13 protein-coding genes and 2 tRNA genes are annotated in these 15,978 nt (G+C 73.0%); 6 read left to right on the forward strand and 9 right to left on the reverse strand.

Annotated elements, in window-relative coordinates; translation table 11 throughout:
* The first annotated feature begins 650 nt into the window (after nucleotides 1-650).
* On the forward strand, nucleotides 651-878 hold the full coding sequence (locus tag ACZ6Q9_RS03550) for a hypothetical protein (protein ID WP_350708377.1): 228 nt from the start codon (nucleotides 651-653) through the stop codon (nucleotides 876-878).
* 4 nt (nucleotides 879-882) lie between these two features.
* Here the strand turns inward: ACZ6Q9_RS03550 and ACZ6Q9_RS03555 are convergent, their stop codons facing one another.
* The 6 genes from ACZ6Q9_RS03555 to ACZ6Q9_RS03580 form a co-directional block, all read right to left on the reverse strand.
* Nucleotides 883-1,680 carry a carbon-nitrogen hydrolase family protein gene (locus ACZ6Q9_RS03555; protein WP_393271226.1) on the reverse strand — a complete coding sequence of 266 codons (798 nt, stop codon included), beginning with the start codon at nucleotides 1,678-1,680 and terminating at the stop codon, nucleotides 883-885.
* Between the two features lie 160 nt (nucleotides 1,681-1,840).
* Nucleotides 1,841-3,136 (reverse strand): ATP-dependent Clp protease ATP-binding subunit ClpX, encoded by a 1,296-nt coding sequence (clpX, locus tag ACZ6Q9_RS03560; protein ID WP_350708380.1) that lies wholly within the window; start codon nucleotides 3,134-3,136, stop codon nucleotides 1,841-1,843.
* A gap of 205 nt (nucleotides 3,137-3,341) precedes the next feature.
* Nucleotides 3,342-4,004, reverse strand: coding sequence for an ATP-dependent Clp protease proteolytic subunit (locus tag ACZ6Q9_RS03565; RefSeq protein WP_357462851.1), 663 nt, complete (start codon nucleotides 4,002-4,004; stop codon nucleotides 3,342-3,344).
* 10 nt (nucleotides 4,005-4,014) lie between these two features.
* Nucleotides 4,015-4,656: an ATP-dependent Clp protease proteolytic subunit gene (locus ACZ6Q9_RS03570; RefSeq protein ID WP_350685012.1), complete on the reverse strand. Its 642-nt coding sequence runs from the start codon at nucleotides 4,654-4,656 to the stop codon at nucleotides 4,015-4,017.
* Nucleotides 4,657-4,824: 168 nt separating this feature from the next.
* Nucleotides 4,825-6,171 carry a trigger factor gene (gene tig / locus ACZ6Q9_RS03575; RefSeq protein ID WP_396827601.1) on the reverse strand — a complete coding sequence of 449 codons (1,347 nt, stop codon included), beginning with the start codon at nucleotides 6,169-6,171 and terminating at the stop codon, nucleotides 4,825-4,827.
* Nucleotides 6,172-6,307: 136 nt separating this feature from the next.
* Nucleotides 6,308-6,381: transfer RNA gene (locus tag ACZ6Q9_RS03580), tRNA-Pro, on the reverse strand.
* Between the two features lie 202 nt (nucleotides 6,382-6,583).
* Here ACZ6Q9_RS03580 and ACZ6Q9_RS03585 point away from each other — a divergent pair.
* The 5 genes from ACZ6Q9_RS03585 to ACZ6Q9_RS03605 all read left to right on the forward strand — a co-directional run bounded on the left by ACZ6Q9_RS03585 (nucleotide 6,584) and on the right by ACZ6Q9_RS03605 (nucleotide 13,094).
* Nucleotides 6,584-6,657 (forward strand) — tRNA-Gly (locus ACZ6Q9_RS03585).
* A 110-nt stretch (nucleotides 6,658-6,767) separates the two neighbouring features.
* Nucleotides 6,768-7,046, forward strand: coding sequence for a hypothetical protein (locus ACZ6Q9_RS03590; protein ID WP_396827602.1), 279 nt, complete (start codon nucleotides 6,768-6,770; stop codon nucleotides 7,044-7,046).
* Between the two features lie 151 nt (nucleotides 7,047-7,197).
* Entirely contained in the window at nucleotides 7,198-10,356 is a 3,159-nt protein-coding gene (locus ACZ6Q9_RS03595) for an Hsp70 family protein (protein WP_396827604.1), read from the forward strand.
* Between the two features lie 115 nt (nucleotides 10,357-10,471).
* Nucleotides 10,472-11,698, forward strand: a complete 1,227-nt coding sequence (locus ACZ6Q9_RS03600) for a S8 family peptidase (protein ID WP_396827606.1) — start codon at nucleotides 10,472-10,474, stop codon at nucleotides 11,696-11,698.
* Between the two features lie 286 nt (nucleotides 11,699-11,984).
* Nucleotides 11,985-13,094 carry an NAD(P)/FAD-dependent oxidoreductase gene (locus tag ACZ6Q9_RS03605; RefSeq protein WP_393260686.1) on the forward strand — a complete coding sequence of 370 codons (1,110 nt, stop codon included), beginning with the start codon at nucleotides 11,985-11,987 and terminating at the stop codon, nucleotides 13,092-13,094.
* Between the two features lie 16 nt (nucleotides 13,095-13,110).
* Here ACZ6Q9_RS03605 and ACZ6Q9_RS03610 read toward each other — a convergent pair whose 3' ends face one another.
* From ACZ6Q9_RS03610 to ACZ6Q9_RS03620, 3 genes are read right to left on the reverse strand one after another with little or no spacing between them, the layout of a single operon-like run.
* Nucleotides 13,111-14,340: an MFS transporter gene (locus ACZ6Q9_RS03610; RefSeq protein ID WP_393451406.1), complete on the reverse strand. Its 1,230-nt coding sequence runs from the start codon at nucleotides 14,338-14,340 to the stop codon at nucleotides 13,111-13,113.
* 12 nt (nucleotides 14,341-14,352) lie between these two features.
* Nucleotides 14,353-15,210 carry a family 3 encapsulin nanocompartment shell protein gene (locus tag ACZ6Q9_RS03615; RefSeq protein WP_396827609.1) on the reverse strand — a complete coding sequence of 286 codons (858 nt, stop codon included), beginning with the start codon at nucleotides 15,208-15,210 and terminating at the stop codon, nucleotides 14,353-14,355.
* Nucleotides 15,207-15,944 carry a sulfotransferase-like domain-containing protein gene (locus ACZ6Q9_RS03620; protein ID WP_393451400.1) on the reverse strand — a complete coding sequence of 246 codons (738 nt, stop codon included), beginning with the start codon at nucleotides 15,942-15,944 and terminating at the stop codon, nucleotides 15,207-15,209. The genes ACZ6Q9_RS03615 and ACZ6Q9_RS03620 overlap by 4 nt, the downstream gene beginning before the upstream one ends.
* Between the last annotated feature and the right edge of the window lie 34 nt (nucleotides 15,945-15,978).

Below are 15,978 nucleotides of genomic sequence, written 5' to 3' on the forward strand. Positions count from 1 at the left end.
CTCCAACAAAAACCTGTTGAAACAGTCATCCCGACAACATGTGTTGCCAAAGGAATCCAAAACCAGCCAAACCAATAGGCCTGACCAGTCCCGGGATATAAATCAATTTGGCACTGGCTTATCAAGCACCCTGTTGAGTTCTCAAAGAACAACCACACACCACTCAGGCGTCCCACGTCGTGGGATCCCGCTTGGGGCAACTCCTCTAACTTACTCGGCTCACTTCCCGTTGTCAACCTCGTGTCCGAGATGATCAACGTTCGGTGTTCCAGATCCACGATGACGCACGCCGTAACGGCGGTCGCTTCCGTCGTGGGAAACCGCAGACCGGCCGATCGCCGCTCTGCGGCTATCCGCCCGGCTCCTGCCGGCTTCAGCACTCTACCCGGTCAGTCTCGCGATCACAACCCCGCCTCGGAGTGTCTTCGCACCGCCCGATCCCCAGTCTCGCTCGGCGTCTCCGCCACGAGCCTGGTGCCCGTTGTCAGCCGGTTTGTCCGGCCTCCCGCGTGCAGAGAGAAAGTTACGCGGACTGCCCCGGGAAGGCAAATCAGCGTCGGTCACTGCCCGGATTCGCCGGCGGAGGGGTCCCGCATTCGTGATGGCGGCACAGGGTCCGCACGGGGCTCCGCCGTGCCAGAGTGTTCGTCATGGACGACCTCACCCGCCCCCGGCCGGCGGTGCTCGCCGAGGACGCGCTGCTCGGGCTGCTGCTGCCGTTCTGGCAGTTGGTCATCGGCGCCTTCGTGCTCTTCGTCCTGGTGGTGTCGGTGGCACGGCTGGCCCGACGGGGGCGGTCCCGGATGACGACGGCCCTCCTCGTCACGGCCGCGGCGATCGCCGGCTTCGCCGTGGTGGGCGTGCTGCTGCAGGGCTGAGGTCCTACAGGCGCCGATTCGCCAGGCTCGGCAACTCGGCACGGATGGTCCGCAGCCGGTCGAGATCGAGGTCGGCGACGGCGACACCCGGGCCGTCGGGCACCTGGGTGAGCACCGTCCCCCACGGATCGACCACCATGCTGCGCCCGAAGCAGGTCCGGCCCGGGTCGTGGTCGCCGGTCTGCCCCGCCGCGGCGACGAAACACTGGTTCTCGATCGCCCGCGCGCGCAGCAGCACCTCCCAGTGGTCCCGCCCGGTGTGCAGCATGAAGGCCGCCGGCACCACCAGCAACTGGGCGCCGCCGTCCGTGGCGAGCTGCCGGTACAGCTCCGGGAAGCGGAGGTCGTAGCAGATCGACAGTCCGACACGGAGCCCCTCGACGTCGACCACCACCGGCTGGTCGCCGGGGGCGACGGTGGCGGACTCCAGGTAGGAGACCCGGCCGGGGATCTCCACGTCGTACAGATGGATCTTGCGGTAGGTGGCCGCGAGCGCTCCGGAGCGGTCGAGGACCAGGGTGGTGTTCCAGGTGCGGGCCGCGTCCGGCCCGCGCTCGTGGATCGACCCGGCGATCACCCAGATGCCCAGCCGGCGCGCGACGCCGGCGAAGAACTGCCCCACCTCGCCGTCCACCGGCTCCGGCTCGGGCAGCCCGGCGGCGGGGCCGAGGTAGTCGACGTACTCCGGCAGGAGGGCGACGTCCGCGCCGGCCGCGGCCGCACGCTCCAGCAGGGCCTCGGCGGCCGCGAGGTTGGCCTTACGGTCGTCCCGGGCGTTGAGCTGGCAGACGGCGACACGCATGGGAATCAGCGTACGACCGGACCGGGCCACGGCGCGACAGCGGCAACCGTCGAACACTGCGCCCCGGTCACGCCTCATCCGCTGCCGACGCTCACCGCCCCCTGGAAACGCCGACCGCGCCCGACCTCGGCGGAGGGGGCGCGGTGGCGGTGGCGGTGGTTCAGGCCGACTTCTCCTCGCGGTCCCGCCGGGCACGGCGGCCGGTGAACTCGCGGGGCACGATCGTCGGGTTCACGTTCTCCAGGACCACCTCGCGGGTGATCAGCACCCGCGCGGCGTCGGGGTTGCTCGGCACCTCGTACATCACGGAGAGCAGGACCTCTTCCATGATCGCGCGCAGGCCGCGGGCGCCGGTGCCGCGCAGCATCGCCTGGTCGGCGATCGCCTCCAGCGCCGGCTCCTCGAACTCCAGCTCGACGCCGTCGAGCTCGAAGAGGCGCTGGTACTGCCGGACGAGGGCGTTGCGCGGCTCGGTGAGGATGCGCACCAGCGCGGTGCGGTCCAGGCTGCGCACGTTGGTGATCACCGGGAGCCGGCCGATGAACTCGGGGATCAGCCCGAACTTCAGCATGTCCTCCGGCATGACCTGGCTGAAGATGTCGTCGGTCGACCGCTCGCTGACCGACCGGAGCCGGGCGCCGAAGCCCGTGCCGCCGTGGCCGGTGCGGGCCTCGATGATCTGGTCGAGCCCGGCGAAGGCACCGCCGCAGATGAACAGCACGTTGGTGGTGTCGATCTGGATGAACTCCTGGTGCGGGTGCTTGCGCCCGCCCTGCGGCGGCACGTTGGCCACCGTGCCTTCCAGCATCTTGAGCAGCGCCTGCTGGACACCCTCGCCGGAGACGTCCCGTGTGATCGACGGGTTCTCCGACTTGCGGGCGATCTTGTCGACCTCGTCGATGTAGATGATGCCGGTCTCGGCGCGCTTGATGTCGTAGTCCGCCGCCTGGATCAGCTTGAGGAGGATGTTCTCCACGTCCTCGCCCACGTAGCCGGCCTCGGTGAGCGCGGTGGCGTCGGCGATGGCGAACGGCACGTTCAGCATCCGCGCCAGCGTCTGCGCCAGGTGGGTCTTGCCGCACCCCGTCGGGCCGAGCAGCAGAATGTTGGACTTGGCCAGCTCGACGGCGTCGCTGCCGGAACCCGGCGCGCCGGCCGCATCGGCCTGGATCCGCTTGTAGTGGTTGTAGACCGCGACGGCGAGCGCCTTCTTGGCCTGGTCCTGCCCGACCACGTAGTTGTCGAGGAACTGGCAGATCTCCATCGGCTTGGGAAGCTCTTCCCACTTCACCTCGCCGGACTCGGCCAACTCCTCCTCGATGATCTCGTTGCAGAGATCGATGCACTCGTCGCAGATGTAGACCCCTGGGCCCGCGATGAGCTTCTTGACCTGCTTCTGCGACTTGCCGCAGAAGGAGCATTTCAGTAGGTCGCCGCCGTCACCGATCCGTGCCACCTACGTTCTCCCTGCACTCATCGGCCGGAGACCCGGCCCTGACCTGCGGACGGTACGCCGCCCGCCTCGTTCACCCAGCCGGAGGACCGGCGGAGCGGTACAGACCCGACGTTACCCGCTGGCGGAGTTTTCTCCGACCCCCAAAACGGGTGTGTCAGACGGTCGGCCGGGAGCGGACTCCCGGCCGACCTCGACGTGAAACTGCTCAGCTGGCGGCGTTGGCCGCCAGCAGGCCCTTCTTGCGGCTGGTGAGGATGGTGTCCACCAGCCCGTACTCCCGGGACTCCTCGGCCGTCATGATCTTGTCGCGGTCGATGTCCTTGCGAACCTTCTCCATCGGCTGGTTGCAGTGCCGGGAGAGCATCTCCTCGAGCTGGGTCCGCATCCGCAGGATCTCCCGGGCCTGGATCTCGATGTCCGAGCCCTGCCCGTAGCCGCCCTCGGTGGCCGGCTGGTGAATGATGATCCGCGAGTTCGGCAGCGCCATGCGCTTGCCCGGGGTGCCGGCGGCCAGCAGCACGGCCGCGGCGCTCGCGGCCTGGCCGAGGCAGACCGTCTGGATGTCCGGCCGGACATACTGCATGGTGTCGTAGATCGCCGTCATGGCGGTGAACGAACCACCCGGCGAGTTGATGTACATGATGATGTCGCGGTCCGGGTCGGTGCCCTCGAGCGTCAGCAGCTGCGCCATCACGTCGTTGGCCGACGCGTCGTCGACCTGGACGCCGAGGAAGATGATCCGGTCCTCGAAGAGCTTGTTGTACGGGTTCGACTCCTTGACCCCGTACGACGTGCGCTCGACGAACGACGGCAGGACGTAGCGGTTGTGCACGGCCGCGAACTGCGGCGGCAGGCTCAGGTCGGTCATCGTCAGCTCCTCAGCTCAGGGTCCCGGCGCCTTCCGGAACCTGCGTGGCTCCGGTGATCACCTTGTCGATGAAGCCGTAGTCCGTGGCCTCCTGGGCGGTGAACCAGCGGTCGCGGTCGGAATCCGCCTCGATCTGCGCCTGGCTCTGCCCGGTGTGGAAGGCGACCCGCTCCTGGAACATCCGCTTGGTGTAGAGCATCTGCTCCGCCTGGATGGCGATGTCCGACGCCGTGCCGCCCATGCCGCCGGACGGCTGGTGCATCATGATCCGCGCGTGCGGCAGGGCGTAACGCTTGCCCTTGGTGCCGGCGCAGAGCAGCAGCTGGCCCATCGAGGCCGCCATGCCCATCGCCACGGTCGACACGTCGTTGTCGATGAACTGCATGGTGTCGTAGATCGCCATGCCCGAGTAGACCGAGCCACCGGGCGAGTTGATCCACAGGTTGATGTCGCGGTCCGGGTCCTCCGCGGCGAGCAGCAGGAGCTGCGCGCAGATGCGGTTGGCGACCTGGTCGGTCACCTCGCTGCCCAGGAAGATGATCCGCTCCTTGAGCAACCGGTTGTAGACCGAGTCATCGAGGTTGCCAATGTTGTCGCCACCGCGGGCCTCGATCGCCCGGAGCGGCATCGCTTGCATGTGCATGTCGGTCATGGCAGCCCTTCGCTCTCCGTACCGTCCTACCCGACACTAACCGCTCAGCCGGGTGGCAGAGTCCCGGTCCGGGCAGTGTTCGCTAACAGCGCAGCCCTGGAGACGTACCCCGAAAAGGGATCGGGCCGCCGCCCACCGCAGGCGGCGGACGGCGGCCTCACCCGACGATCAGTGCTCGTGGTTGTGCTCGGCCTCGCTCTCGGCGCGGAGGGCGTCGAGCGTCACCTCGTTGCCGGCCGAGTCCTTGATCTTGATGCGCTCCATGACCGAGGCCAGGGCCTTGCCGCGCCGCACGTCCCCGAAGACGGCGCCGGCCGCGCCGGAGCGGACCAGCTGGTCGTAGTACTGCTGCGGGGCCATCCCGGCGCGCTGGGCCCGGTGCACGATCTCGTGGCCGAACTCGTCGTCGCTGACCTGGACCTCCTCGGCGTCGGCGAGGGTGTCCAGCAGCAGCTGGATCTTGACGCCCTCGGTCGCCGCCTCGGTCAGCTCGGCGTCGATCTGCTCCTCGGTCTTCTCCTCGGCCGCCAGGTATTCCTCCAGGGAGGCCCCGATGCGCTCGAGCTGGTCGACCATCGCCTGCTTGCGGCTCTCGACCTCCTCGCGGACGACCCCCTCCGGCGCCGGCACCTCGGCGGCGGCGACGAGCTGCTCCAGGGCCTTGTCGCGGGCGGCGTAGATCTGCTCGACCCGCTTGCCCCGGGTGACCCGCTCGCGCAGGTCCCCGCGCAGCTCCTCGATGCTGTCGAACTCGCTCGCCATCTGGGCGAACTCGTCGTTGAGCTCCGGCAGCTCCTTCTCCTTGACCGTGCGGACGGTCACCGCCACCTCGGCGTCGCGGCCGGCGAAGTCGCCGCCGACGAGCTGGGTGGTGAAGGAGGTGCTCTCGCCGGCGGACAGGCCGACGACGGCCTCGTCCAGGCCCGGGAGGAGCTGCTTGCTGCCGACCTCGTGGGAGATGTTGCTCGCCTGGCCGCCCGGCACGTCCTCGCCGTCGACGGTCGCGTTCAGGTCGATCTGGACGTAGTCGCCCTCCTGGGCGGCCCGCTCTACGGTCTTCAGGGTGGCGAAGCGCTCGCGCAGGTTCTTCACCTGCTCGTCGATCTCGCTGTCGTCGATCTGCAGCTCGTCGACGGTCACCTCGATGGTGGCCGGGTCCGGCAGGGTGATCTCCGGGCGGACGTCGACCTCGGCGGTGAAGTTCAGCGAGTCACCGTCGTTGAACTCGGTGATCTCGACCTCGGGGCGGCCGAGCGTCTTCAGGTCGTGCTCGCGGACGGCGGCGAGGATGTTCTGCGGGATGGCCTCCTGGACCGCCTCGTTGAGGACGGTGCCCCGGCCGACCCGCTGGTCGATCACGGCCGCCGGAACCTTGCCCTTGCGGAAGCCGGGAACCTGGACCTGCTGCCCGATCTCCCGGTACGCCTTCTTGAGGCTCGGCTCGAGCTCGACGAACGGCACCTCGATGGCGAGCCGCACGCGCGTCGGGCTCAGAGTCTCGACGGTGCTCTTCACAGGCGTACTCCTTGACGGATCTCGGTTTTAGTCTGGGCGTGATAAGCCCATCGAGTGTAGGCGAGCCGGCCGGGCGCACCGGCAGCGGCCGGGGACCGCGCGGAGGGCGACCCCGGCGACCGGCCGCGGACGACAGTCGGGGTGGCGGGATTTGAACCCACGGCCCCTCGCTCCCAAAGCGAGTGCGCTACCAAGCTGCGCCACACCCCGTGGCGACGAGCAGTCTATGCGGTCGCGGCCCGCGCGACGTGCCGGGGCGTCACCCAACGCGCCGAACGGGGACCAACCGGACACCGCGTGCGCCGGCCACCCCTGCACCGGGCGACGGCACGCGCCGCGCCGGGATACGGCTGAGCGGACGGGGTGGGCCATTGGGTACGCTGTCGGCGCGTCCCGCAACGTCGGGGCGCACGCGGGCGTAGCTCAATGGCAGAGCTTCAGTCTTCCAAACTGACGGTGCGGGTTCGATTCCCGTCGCCCGCTCCACGAACTCCGGCCAGGTCAGCGGCGTTGCCGCCGAGCCTGGGCCGTTCTCGTCCCAGCCCCTTTTCCGAATCGCCAGCACGTCCCGGCGGGGAAAGCGATAGAAAGCAGCCATGTCCAGCGAGCCGGAGCCGGGCCTGGCGCCCGAGCACCTGCGGCCCGGCTATGCCGGTGATCCCATCATGGTGACGGTCGACGGGCAGGACTTCCGTGTTCGCGTACGCGTCGGGGAGCCCGGCACGTACGACTTCGACTGGCTCAGTGGGCCGCACGACTACGGCTTTGGCCTTTCCCGGTCTGACGGCTCCGCGATGAGCCGGCCCGAGATGGAGGAGGCCATCCGCGACTTCCTCGCCCAGATCGATCCCGCTACCGGCTACCTGGCGGAATGACGGCAACCGGCGTGGTCATGGGCGGCAGCGCCGGCCTGTAGCCGCGCGACGGCCCGCCGCGCCGGCGGCCTCGGGGCGAGATCGGCGCCGGTGCGGCTGCTGCGTACCATGCGGGGCCGGGCATCCCCTCGTCCCGCGGAGGTATCGGCAGATGGCAGGCCAGCACGAGGGGTACGCCCTCGGCGTCGACCTCGGCACGTCGCACACCGTCGCCGTGCTGCGCCGGCCGGACGGGCACACCCGCCCGCTGCTGGTGGACGGCCAGCCGATCATCCCCTCGGGCGTGTACGCCGACGCGGACGGGCTGCTGCACGCCGGCCGGGACGCCCAGCGGCTGGCCCGCACCGATCCGGGCCGGTACGAGCCCAACCCGAAGCGGCGCATCGACGAGCCGGGGGTGTCGCTGGGCGACCGCCGGTATCCGCCGGCCGAACTGCTGGCCGCGACGCTGCACGCGGTGGCCCGGGCGGCCGTCGAGGCGGTCGGCTTTCTGCCCCCGGCGGTGCTCACCTGCCCGGCGACCTGGGACGCGGCCCGGCGGCAGGTGCTCGCCGACGCCCTGGCCGTGGCCGGGTGGCCGTCGGCGGCCGAGCACACGCTTTCCGGCCCCACCCCACCGGGCACTCGGCTGCTGCGGGAGCCGGTCGCCGCCGCCCGCTACTACACCCAGGTGCTGCGCCGGCCGGTGCCGGTGGGCGGGGCGATCGCCGTGTTCGACTTCGGCGCCGGCACCCTGGACGTCGCCGTGCTCCGCAACGAGGGCGCCGACCCGTGGGGCGACTCGGGGTTCAGCGTGGTCGCCGCGGGCGGCGCCGACGACCTCGGCGGCCTGGACGTCGACGCGGCGCTGCTGGGCCGGCTCGGCGAGCTGGTCGCGGGCGACCATCCGGCGCAGTGGCAGCGGCTGGTCCACCCGCAGTCGGCGACGCAGCGGCGGGAGCAGCACGAACTCTGGGAGAACGCCCGGGGCGCGAAGGAGATGCTGTCCCGCGCGACGGCCGCGCCGGTGGCCGTGCCGGGGGTGGAGGCCGTCGTCACCCTCACCCGCGCCGACCTGGAGCGGGTGGCCGCGCCGCTGCTGGGCCGGGCGGTGACGGTGGCCCGGGAGGTGATCGGCGCGGCCGGCCTCGACCCGCAGCAGCTCGCCGGCCTGTTCCTGGTCGGCGGCGCCACCCGGATGCCGATGGTGGCCCGGCTCCTGCACGCCGAGCTGGGCATCGCCCCGACCGTGCTGGAGCAGCCGGAGCTGCCGGTCGCCGAGGGGGCGCTCACCGACCTGCCCCTGCCCCGACGCCCCCGCGGCGCCGCCGCCTTCGCCGCGCCCGCGCAGGCCGGATCCGCCGCGCCACCGCAGCCAGGACCAGCGCCGGCGCAGCAGCCAGGACCGGTCGCGCCGGCCGGACCGACCGCACCGCCGCAGGACGCAGCCGCCGCGCCGGCGTCGGCCGGGCCTACGGGCCCGGCGCAGGCCGGGTCCGGCATACCGGCGCAGCAGGCCGCCGGGCCGGCGTTGCCCCAGCCCGCCGGGCCCGTGGGCCCCACGCCGACCGTTGTCGCCGGGCCGGAGGGCGTCACGCCGGCGATCCCCGCCGGACTGGCGCCCACCCTGGTCGCGGGTGCGTCGGCCACGCCGACCGTGCCCGCCGCGCCGGCCCCGACCACGCCGTACGGACCGCCGGGAGCCGCCCCGCCCGGGAGCCCGGTGCCGGGCGCGCCGCCGGCCGCCGGACACGGCCAGCACGGCGGTCACGACGGACACGGCCGGCACGGTGGTCATGGCGGTCAGCCGTCGGGCGTGCCCGGGCCGCCTCAGGCGGGCGGATGGGCGCCCGGCGTACCCCCGGCGAGCCTGTCCGCCGGGTCGGGCGCGTCGCCGGCGGCGTGGCCGGGCGTACCCGTCTCCGGCACGCCGGTGTCGCCGCCGCCCGGCGCCGGCCCGGCCGCGCCCGCGTTCCCCCGCCGCCGGGCGCTGTGGATCGCGGCCGGGGCCGTCGTCGCCCTCGCCGGCGTGGTGACCGCGGCGGTGCTCTACCTGACCCGGGACCGCTACCCCGCCCTGGAGTTCCGGGCCGCCGTGGCCGTGGTGGAGCAGGTGGCCGCCGGGGACGACCGGCCGGAGGCGATGTTCACCGCGGTGCTCGGCGGACGGGCGTACCTCGCGCACCCGCTCGACGACGGGCGGCTGGAGGTGGTGGCGGTCGACGCCGACACCGGCGGGGTCGAGTGGCGGAAGCAGACCGGGGCGTCCGCCGAGCGGTGGGAGCGGATCGTCGCGCTGCCCGGCGCGGTGGTGGCCTTCGCCGACGCCATCGGCGACGACACCCCCCGGGACCTGGTGCTGCTCGACGGCGCCTCCGGTGCCGAGCGGTGGCGCCGGCCGATCCTGGGCAACGACGAGGTCTTCTTCGGCGAGGACGTCGCGGTGCTGGTCGACCAGACCGAGAAGCGGCTGGTCGGGCTGCGCCTGAGCGACGGCGGGGAGGCGTGGACGCAGCCCAGCCCGCAGGACGAGTACGGCGGGGCCCGCACCAGCGTCCACCCGGTCACCACGGACGAGGCGCTGGGCGGCCCGGCCTTCGTCGACGGCTCGCCGCGCGACCCCTGGCGCGGCGAGGTCCGCCGGCTCGTGCAGGTGGGCGCGGACCGTTCCGTCCGGGTGGTCGACATGGGCAGCGGCCGCATCGTCCACAGCCATGCCGGCGTGGCCGACCAGGACGACCTGGTGGTGGCGCACGAGGACCGCCTCTACGTCGCCCGCGACGAGGCCCGCTACCAGTTGCTGGCGTACGACCTGACGACCGACGCCCAGCCGAAGGTGCTGTACACGGCCACGGACGACCGCAAGCGGCCGGAGGCGCTGGTGCCCTGCGGCAAGCACCGGGCCTGCCTGCTGGAGACCACGGGCGGCGAGGACGAGAGCACCGAGGTGGTGGCGGCGACCGAGGAGAAGATGGCCCACTGGCCGGCGCCGGAGGCGACCCGGCTGGTGCCGCTCGGCGAGCACCTGCTGGTCCAGCGGACCTCCTCGGAATCGGTCAGCACCCTGTTCGACCCGGACGGTCGCGCGGTGCTTCGGGACCGGAAGGGGGTGGCGGTCCGGCTCGACGGGGGCAACCTGCTCGTCTTCGCCGATCCGCCCAGCTCGGTCGAGGACGACCGCAGCGTCGCCGGGGTGGCGGCCGGCTCGGGCGAGGTGACCGAGATGGGCCAACTGGAGGACGTACGCAGCGAGACGTGCTCGTGGAACACCAGCGTGATCGTCTGCGGCGCCAAGGAGGACTTCGTGATCTACCGGTTCGCCGACCGCTAGCCGAATCCCGACAGCCATTCAGATCGATCTATGTAACCGATAACCTCCTCTCAACGGCCAGGCCGCCCCGCGTCCGGCCACGAGCCGGCGCGGGCCCGACAGGAGGAGGACCGGCATGACACTTCCCCGTACCCGGCGGTGGCGGGCCCGCGCGGTGGGCGTACTCGCCCTCGCCGCCGCGCTCGTCGCCACCGTGGGCACCCCCGCCACCGCGGCCTCCGGCGGCGAGATCCGGCACGCCGACGACGCGAACGCCGTGACCGACGGCTACGTCGTGGTGCTCCGGGACGACAGCGTCGGCCGGCACGGCGGCGACCGGCAGGTTGCGGTCAGGAACGTCGCGGACCGGCTGGCCGACCGCTACGGCGCCGCCCTCGGCCACGTCTACGGCCACGCGCTCACCGGCTTCGCGGCGCGCCTGCCGGAGCGCGCGGCCCGCCGGCTCGCCGCCGACCCGGCCGTGGCGTACGTGGAGCGGGACCGGGTGGTCACCCTCGTCGGGCCGGGGGTCCAGCTCAACCCGCCGTCCTGGGGCCTGGACCGGATCGACCAGCGCGGCCTCCCGCTCGACGGCCGGTACGCCTACCCGAACACCGCGCACAACGTGCACGCGTACGTCATCGACACGGGCCTGCGGCGTACCCACACCGACTTCGGCGGGCGGGCCGGCGTGGGGGTGGACCTCGTCGACGGCGGCCCGGCGGACGACTGCAACGGCCACGGCACCCACCTGGCCGGCACCGTCGGCGGCACGCGGCACGGGGTGGCGAAGGAGGTCCAGCTGCGCCCGGTGCGGGTGCTGAACTGCGCCGGCAGCGGCACCTTCTCCCAGGTCATCGCCGGGGTGGACTGGGTCACCGCGAACGCAGTCCGGCCGGCGGTGGCGCTGCTGGCGCTCGGCGGCGGGGCCAGTACGGCCCTCGACTCGGCCGTGAACCGGTCCATCTCGTCCGGCGTCACCTACGTCGTCACGGCCGGCAGCTCGAACGCCAACGCCTGCAACTACTCTCCCGCCCGGGTGCCGGCGGCGCTCACCGTGGCCGGCACCACCATTACCGACGGCCGGATGCCGAGCGGCAACTACGGCAGTTGCCTCGACCTGTACGCCCCCGGCGCCAACATCACCTCCACCTGGCACGCCACCGACACGGCGGTGGCCACCCTCAGCGGCGGGTCGATGGCCGCCGCACACGTCGCCGGGTGCGCCGCGCTCGCCCTCTCGGCCAATCCCACCTGGACTCCCGCCCAGGTGGCGGCCTACCTGACCGGCAGGGCGACCACCGGGGTCGTCAGCGGCGTGGTCGCCGGCACGCCGAACCGCCTGCTCTACTGCGGCGCCTGACCCGGGAACGCCGGGGCCACCGACGCTGAGCGGGCACCGGGCATCCCGGCGCCCGCCCGCGCGACCCGTCGATCCGGCGGGCCGCGCGGGCGGATCGTCCGCCCCGAACGGTCGACACAGGCGGTCGGGCCGGGGTCGATGCGGTGCGGCACGAGGACGGTCGCACCTCCGGCACGGCGGCGGGCCGCCCGCCGGACACCGGGTACGCCTCGCCGGCGGCGCGGTGACGGCCGCACGCAACATCGATGCTTGTCGCTGGAGGCGTCTGCGGCTACCGTCGAATCCAGTGACGATCGACTATATGGTCATCGGCGCGGGCATCGCGGGCGCCAGCGCCGGACACCACCTCGCCGCGTACGGCAGCGTGCTGCTGGCCGAGATGGAACGCGTCCCCGGCCAGCACTCCACCGGCCGCTCGGCCGCCCTGTTCTCCGAGTACTACGGCGGGCCGGTGGTGCGCGGGCTGACCCGGGCCAGCCGGGGCTTTCTCGCCGCCCCGCCGCCGGGATTCGCCGACCATCCGCTGCTCACCCCGCGCGGCGTGCTCAGCCTCTGCCCGCCGGGTGCCGAGGACGAGTTCGACGCGACGCTGCGCGACGGGGCCGACGTGGACCCGCCGGCCCGCGAGATCGACCCGGCCGAGGTGACCGCGTACTGCCCGGTGGTGCGGCCGGGGTGGTGCCGGCGGGCGATGGTGAAGCCGGCCGCCCGAGACCTCGACGTCGCCGCGCTGCACCAGGGATACCTGCGCGGCATCCGCGCGGCCGGCGGCCGGGTAATGTGCGGCGCCCGGGTCCGCCGGCTGCGGCGGGCGGACGGGGCGTGGCGGGTCGCCACCGACGCCGGCGAGTTCACGGCGCGGGTCGTCGTCAACGCGGCCGGCGCCTGGGCCGACGAGGTCGCCGCGGCGGCCGGCGTACGACCGGTGGGGCTGACCCCGCTGCGGCGCACCGCCTTCCTCGTGGACGCGCCGGCCGGCGTCCCGGCGACGGACTGGCCGATGGTCAACGACGTGGCCGGCACCTTCTACTTCAAGCCGGAGTCGGGACGCCTGCTGGTCTCCCCGTCCGACGCCACCCCGGCGCCGCCCGGGGACGCCCGCCCCGACGACCTCGACGTGGCGATCGGCGCCGAGCGGGTGCAGGAGGCGACCACGCTGAGCTTCCGCCGGGTCCACCGGGCCTGGGCCGGTCTGCGGACCGCCGCCCCGGACGACGTGCCGGTGATCGGCCCGGCGCCCGACGCGCCGGACTTCCTCTGGCTGGCGGGGCTGAGCGGCTACGGCGTCCAGACGGCGCCCGCGGCGGGCGCGCTGCTCGCCGCGCTGGCGGTCGATGCCCCGCCACCCGTCGACCCCGCCCCCTACTCACCCGCGCGTCCCCTCCTGGTCAGGTGAAAGGAAGGGCCCCTTCCTATGCACCAGGCGTTAGGAAGGGGCCCTTCCTTTCACCTGACGGGCGTTCAGGAGCATGGCCGGGTCGCTGGCCGACGAGCGAGCGACGGGGCAGCATCGTCCACGCCGAGATGCCCGCCGACACCAGCGCCGCCAGCAGCATCACCTGGAAGACCGCCGGATAGCCGGCCACGCTGGCGACCAGGCCGGCCAGCGGCGCCCCGGCCACCAGGCCCAGGTCCCAGAACGACGTGAACGCGCCGAGCGCCGCCCCCTGGTGCGCCGGGTCGGTCCGGTTGATCACGAGCAGGGCCAGCGCCGGGAAGAGCAGCGAGAGCCCGGCGCCGATCACCAGCCCGCCGACGACCGCGACCACGAGATTCGGCGCGACCGCGACCAGGAGCAGCCCCACCGCCTCCACCAGCGCGGACGCTACCGCCACCCGGCCGGCGCCGAGCCGGTCGGGCAGCCCGCCCACGAACAGCCGGACCCCGACATAGGTGAAGCCGAACGCGTTGAACGCGGCGATCCCGTTCTCGATGCCCCGGTCGGCCAGGTGCAGGGCGACGAACGCGGCCAGTGCGGCGTACCCGAACCCGGCCAGGGAGAGCGCGACGCCCGGGGCGACCGCGCTGCGCGGCAGGATGCCGGCCGGGCCCTTCGGTTCCGGCTGCTCCGGCCGGGGGCGGACGGCGACGAGCGCGGCCCCGGCCAGCGCCGCCAGGATCGCGAACAGCCACACGGCGGGATAGCCGCCCGAGGTGCGCAGCAGCACCGCGCCGAGCAGCGCGCCGAGCGTGATGCCCAGCCACATGTGGATGCCGTACAGGCCGACGACGCGGCCCCGCCGGTCGGCCGGCGCGAGCGCCACCAGCCAGGCCGCGCCGGCGGTGTAGACGGCCGCCTCCCCCACGCCGTGCAGGACCCGGACGCCGACCAGCACGCCGACGTTGCCGGCCACCAGGTAGGCCGCGGCGGCGGCCGCGCACACGGCCGCCCCGGCCAGCATCACCGTCCGGTACCCGTGCCGGTCGCCGAGCCGGCCGGCGACGGGCCGGGCGATCACGGCGGAGACCGCGATCGCGGCGATCACCACGCCCACCTCGACCCGGTTGCCGTCGAGTTCGTCGAGGACGTAGAAGGGCAGCACGGCCAGGGACGCGCCGACGCCGAGCAGGCAGAGGAAGATGGCGCCGAAGAGCGGCACGATGGGCCGGTAGAACGCGAGTTTCCCGCCGGTCGTGGTCATGCGGTGACGCTCCTAGGCCGGTACGACGTGGAAGAAGTGGGTCGGCAGGTGCACGGCCAGGCCCTCGTGGATCTCGGCGCAGACGGCCGGGCCGTCGGTGGCGAAGGTGCCCGGCGGCGGGGTCGCCACGCGGATCGCGGAGCGCCCGGCGTCGAGCAGGCGCGCCGCCATCGCGAAGTCGCCCACCACCGCCTCACCCGGCGCCACCATCCGGGTACGGCTGATCAGGACGCCGTTGCGGTGCAGGTCCGCCAGCAGCGCGTCGCGCCCGAGCAGGTGGGTGTAGTAGTCCCTCGGGTTGACGATCATCGCGTGCGGGGTGGCACCGGTCTGCTCGATCTCGTCGCAGGCGGCGAGCAGGCCGGTCAGCCAGTCGTGCCGGTACGGCAGCCGCCCGATCTCGGGGTGCCGCAGCAGGCCGTGCTCGCCGATGGTCAGCGCCTGGTTCTCCGCCGTGGCGAGGCGGACCAGCAGCCGGTAGTCGACGAAGACGGCCAACGCCTCCGGGTCGTCGGCGAGTTCCTCGGGGATGCGTACCCAGGCGCGGATCGGGTGCACGGCGGCCGAGGCGGTGCCGAACCGGAAGGCCGCCTCGCGGCGCAGGCCGGACTCGTGCACCGCGGCGGCCTCCCCGACGTCGGGCCGGCCCTCGCACCAGAACCGCACCGGGTCCATCCCCACGGACCGCTTGCGGAACAGGTTGCGGACGGTCACCCGGGGGCGTTCCTTCGTCGGCTGGAAGGCGTCCGTGATGGTGTAGTCGAAGCGCACCTCGGCGCCGGCCGGGTCGGCGGCGTACGCGCGGGCGAACACCTCGCCGGGCGACAGGGTCGACGACGCGGTCACGGGCGGCGCGGCGGTGGTGGTCATGAATCCTCCCCGATGGCGATGGCGTGCCGGATCAGCCGCTGGTAGAAGGGCTGGTGATGGTCGTGGTACGAGCGCAGGGTGTCGTCGTTGTCGACGGTCACCGCGAAGGACTTGGCGACCGGCGAGAAGCCGGAGGTGCGCTCGACGTCGAGGTGCCACTTGCGGGTGCGCCGCCACTCGGCGCGCTCCCCCGGCGCCCAGTTCAGCGCCTCCGGCCGGAACGGCAGCCCCACGGCGGCGCACCAGGCCGCCACCGTGTCCGCGGGCCGGCGCAGCAGGTCCTCGGCCCGGATCACCACCGGCGGCCGGCGCGCGGTCCGGCGGACCAGGTCGAACAGCTCCCACTGGTGCTCGAAGCCGATCTCAGGGCAGGTCACCGTGGGCTTGATGGCGTAGTGCGAGCTGATCGTGCGGGCCGGTTCCCGGACGATGAAGGTGTGCGTGACGTCGGCGATCGCCTCGGGATCGTCGAACAGGTGCCGGTACCGGTACTCGAGGGTGTCCTTGACGAAGACCGTCCGGTCCCGGCCCAGCCCGGTCAGGTGCGCGACGACGTCGGCCGGGTCGGTCACGGTGACGGCGCCGCCGTCGGCGGTGGGCAGGTCGACGTGCCCCTCGTCGACGAGGGTGACCAGCGGCTCGTGCACGACCGTCACGTCACCGCGGGCGATCATCATGCGCAGGAACGCGGTGGAGAGCGCCCGCGGATGCGCCCACATGGCGATCACCGGCATGCGGACGCCCCGTACCGCGTCGCCCGCCGGACCG

Source organism: Micromonospora sp. NPDC049139, from assembly GCF_055586845.1.

Bases quoted from the DNA above. Each gene is read 5' to 3' on its own strand.
- ACZ6Q9_RS03550 (WP_350708377.1), top strand. From the start codon at position 651: ATGGACGACCTCACCCGCCCCCGGCCGGCGGTGCTCGCCGAGGACGCG.
- ACZ6Q9_RS03555 (WP_393271226.1), bottom strand. From the start codon at position 1,680: ATGCGTGTCGCCGTCTGCCAGCTCAACGCCCGGGACGACCGTAAGGCC.
- ACZ6Q9_RS03565 (WP_357462851.1), bottom strand. From the start codon at position 4,004: ATGACCGACCTGAGCCTGCCGCCGCAGTTCGCGGCCGTGCACAACCGC.
- ACZ6Q9_RS03570 (WP_350685012.1), bottom strand. From the start codon at position 4,656: ATGACCGACATGCACATGCAAGCGATGCCGCTCCGGGCGATCGAGGCC.
- ACZ6Q9_RS03590 (WP_396827602.1), top strand. From the start codon at position 6,768: ATGTCCAGCGAGCCGGAGCCGGGCCTGGCGCCCGAGCACCTGCGGCCC.
- ACZ6Q9_RS03595 (WP_396827604.1), top strand. From the start codon at position 7,198: ATGGCAGGCCAGCACGAGGGGTACGCCCTCGGCGTCGACCTCGGCACG.
- ACZ6Q9_RS03600 (WP_396827606.1), top strand. From the start codon at position 10,472: ATGACACTTCCCCGTACCCGGCGGTGGCGGGCCCGCGCGGTGGGCGTA.
- ACZ6Q9_RS03610 (WP_393451406.1), bottom strand. From the start codon at position 14,340: ATGACCACGACCGGCGGGAAACTCGCGTTCTACCGGCCCATCGTGCCG.
- ACZ6Q9_RS03615 (WP_396827609.1), bottom strand. From the start codon at position 15,210: ATGACCACCACCGCCGCGCCGCCCGTGACCGCGTCGTCGACCCTGTCG.
- ACZ6Q9_RS03620 (WP_393451400.1), bottom strand. From the start codon at position 15,944: ATGCCGGTGATCGCCATGTGGGCGCATCCGCGGGCGCTCTCCACCGCG.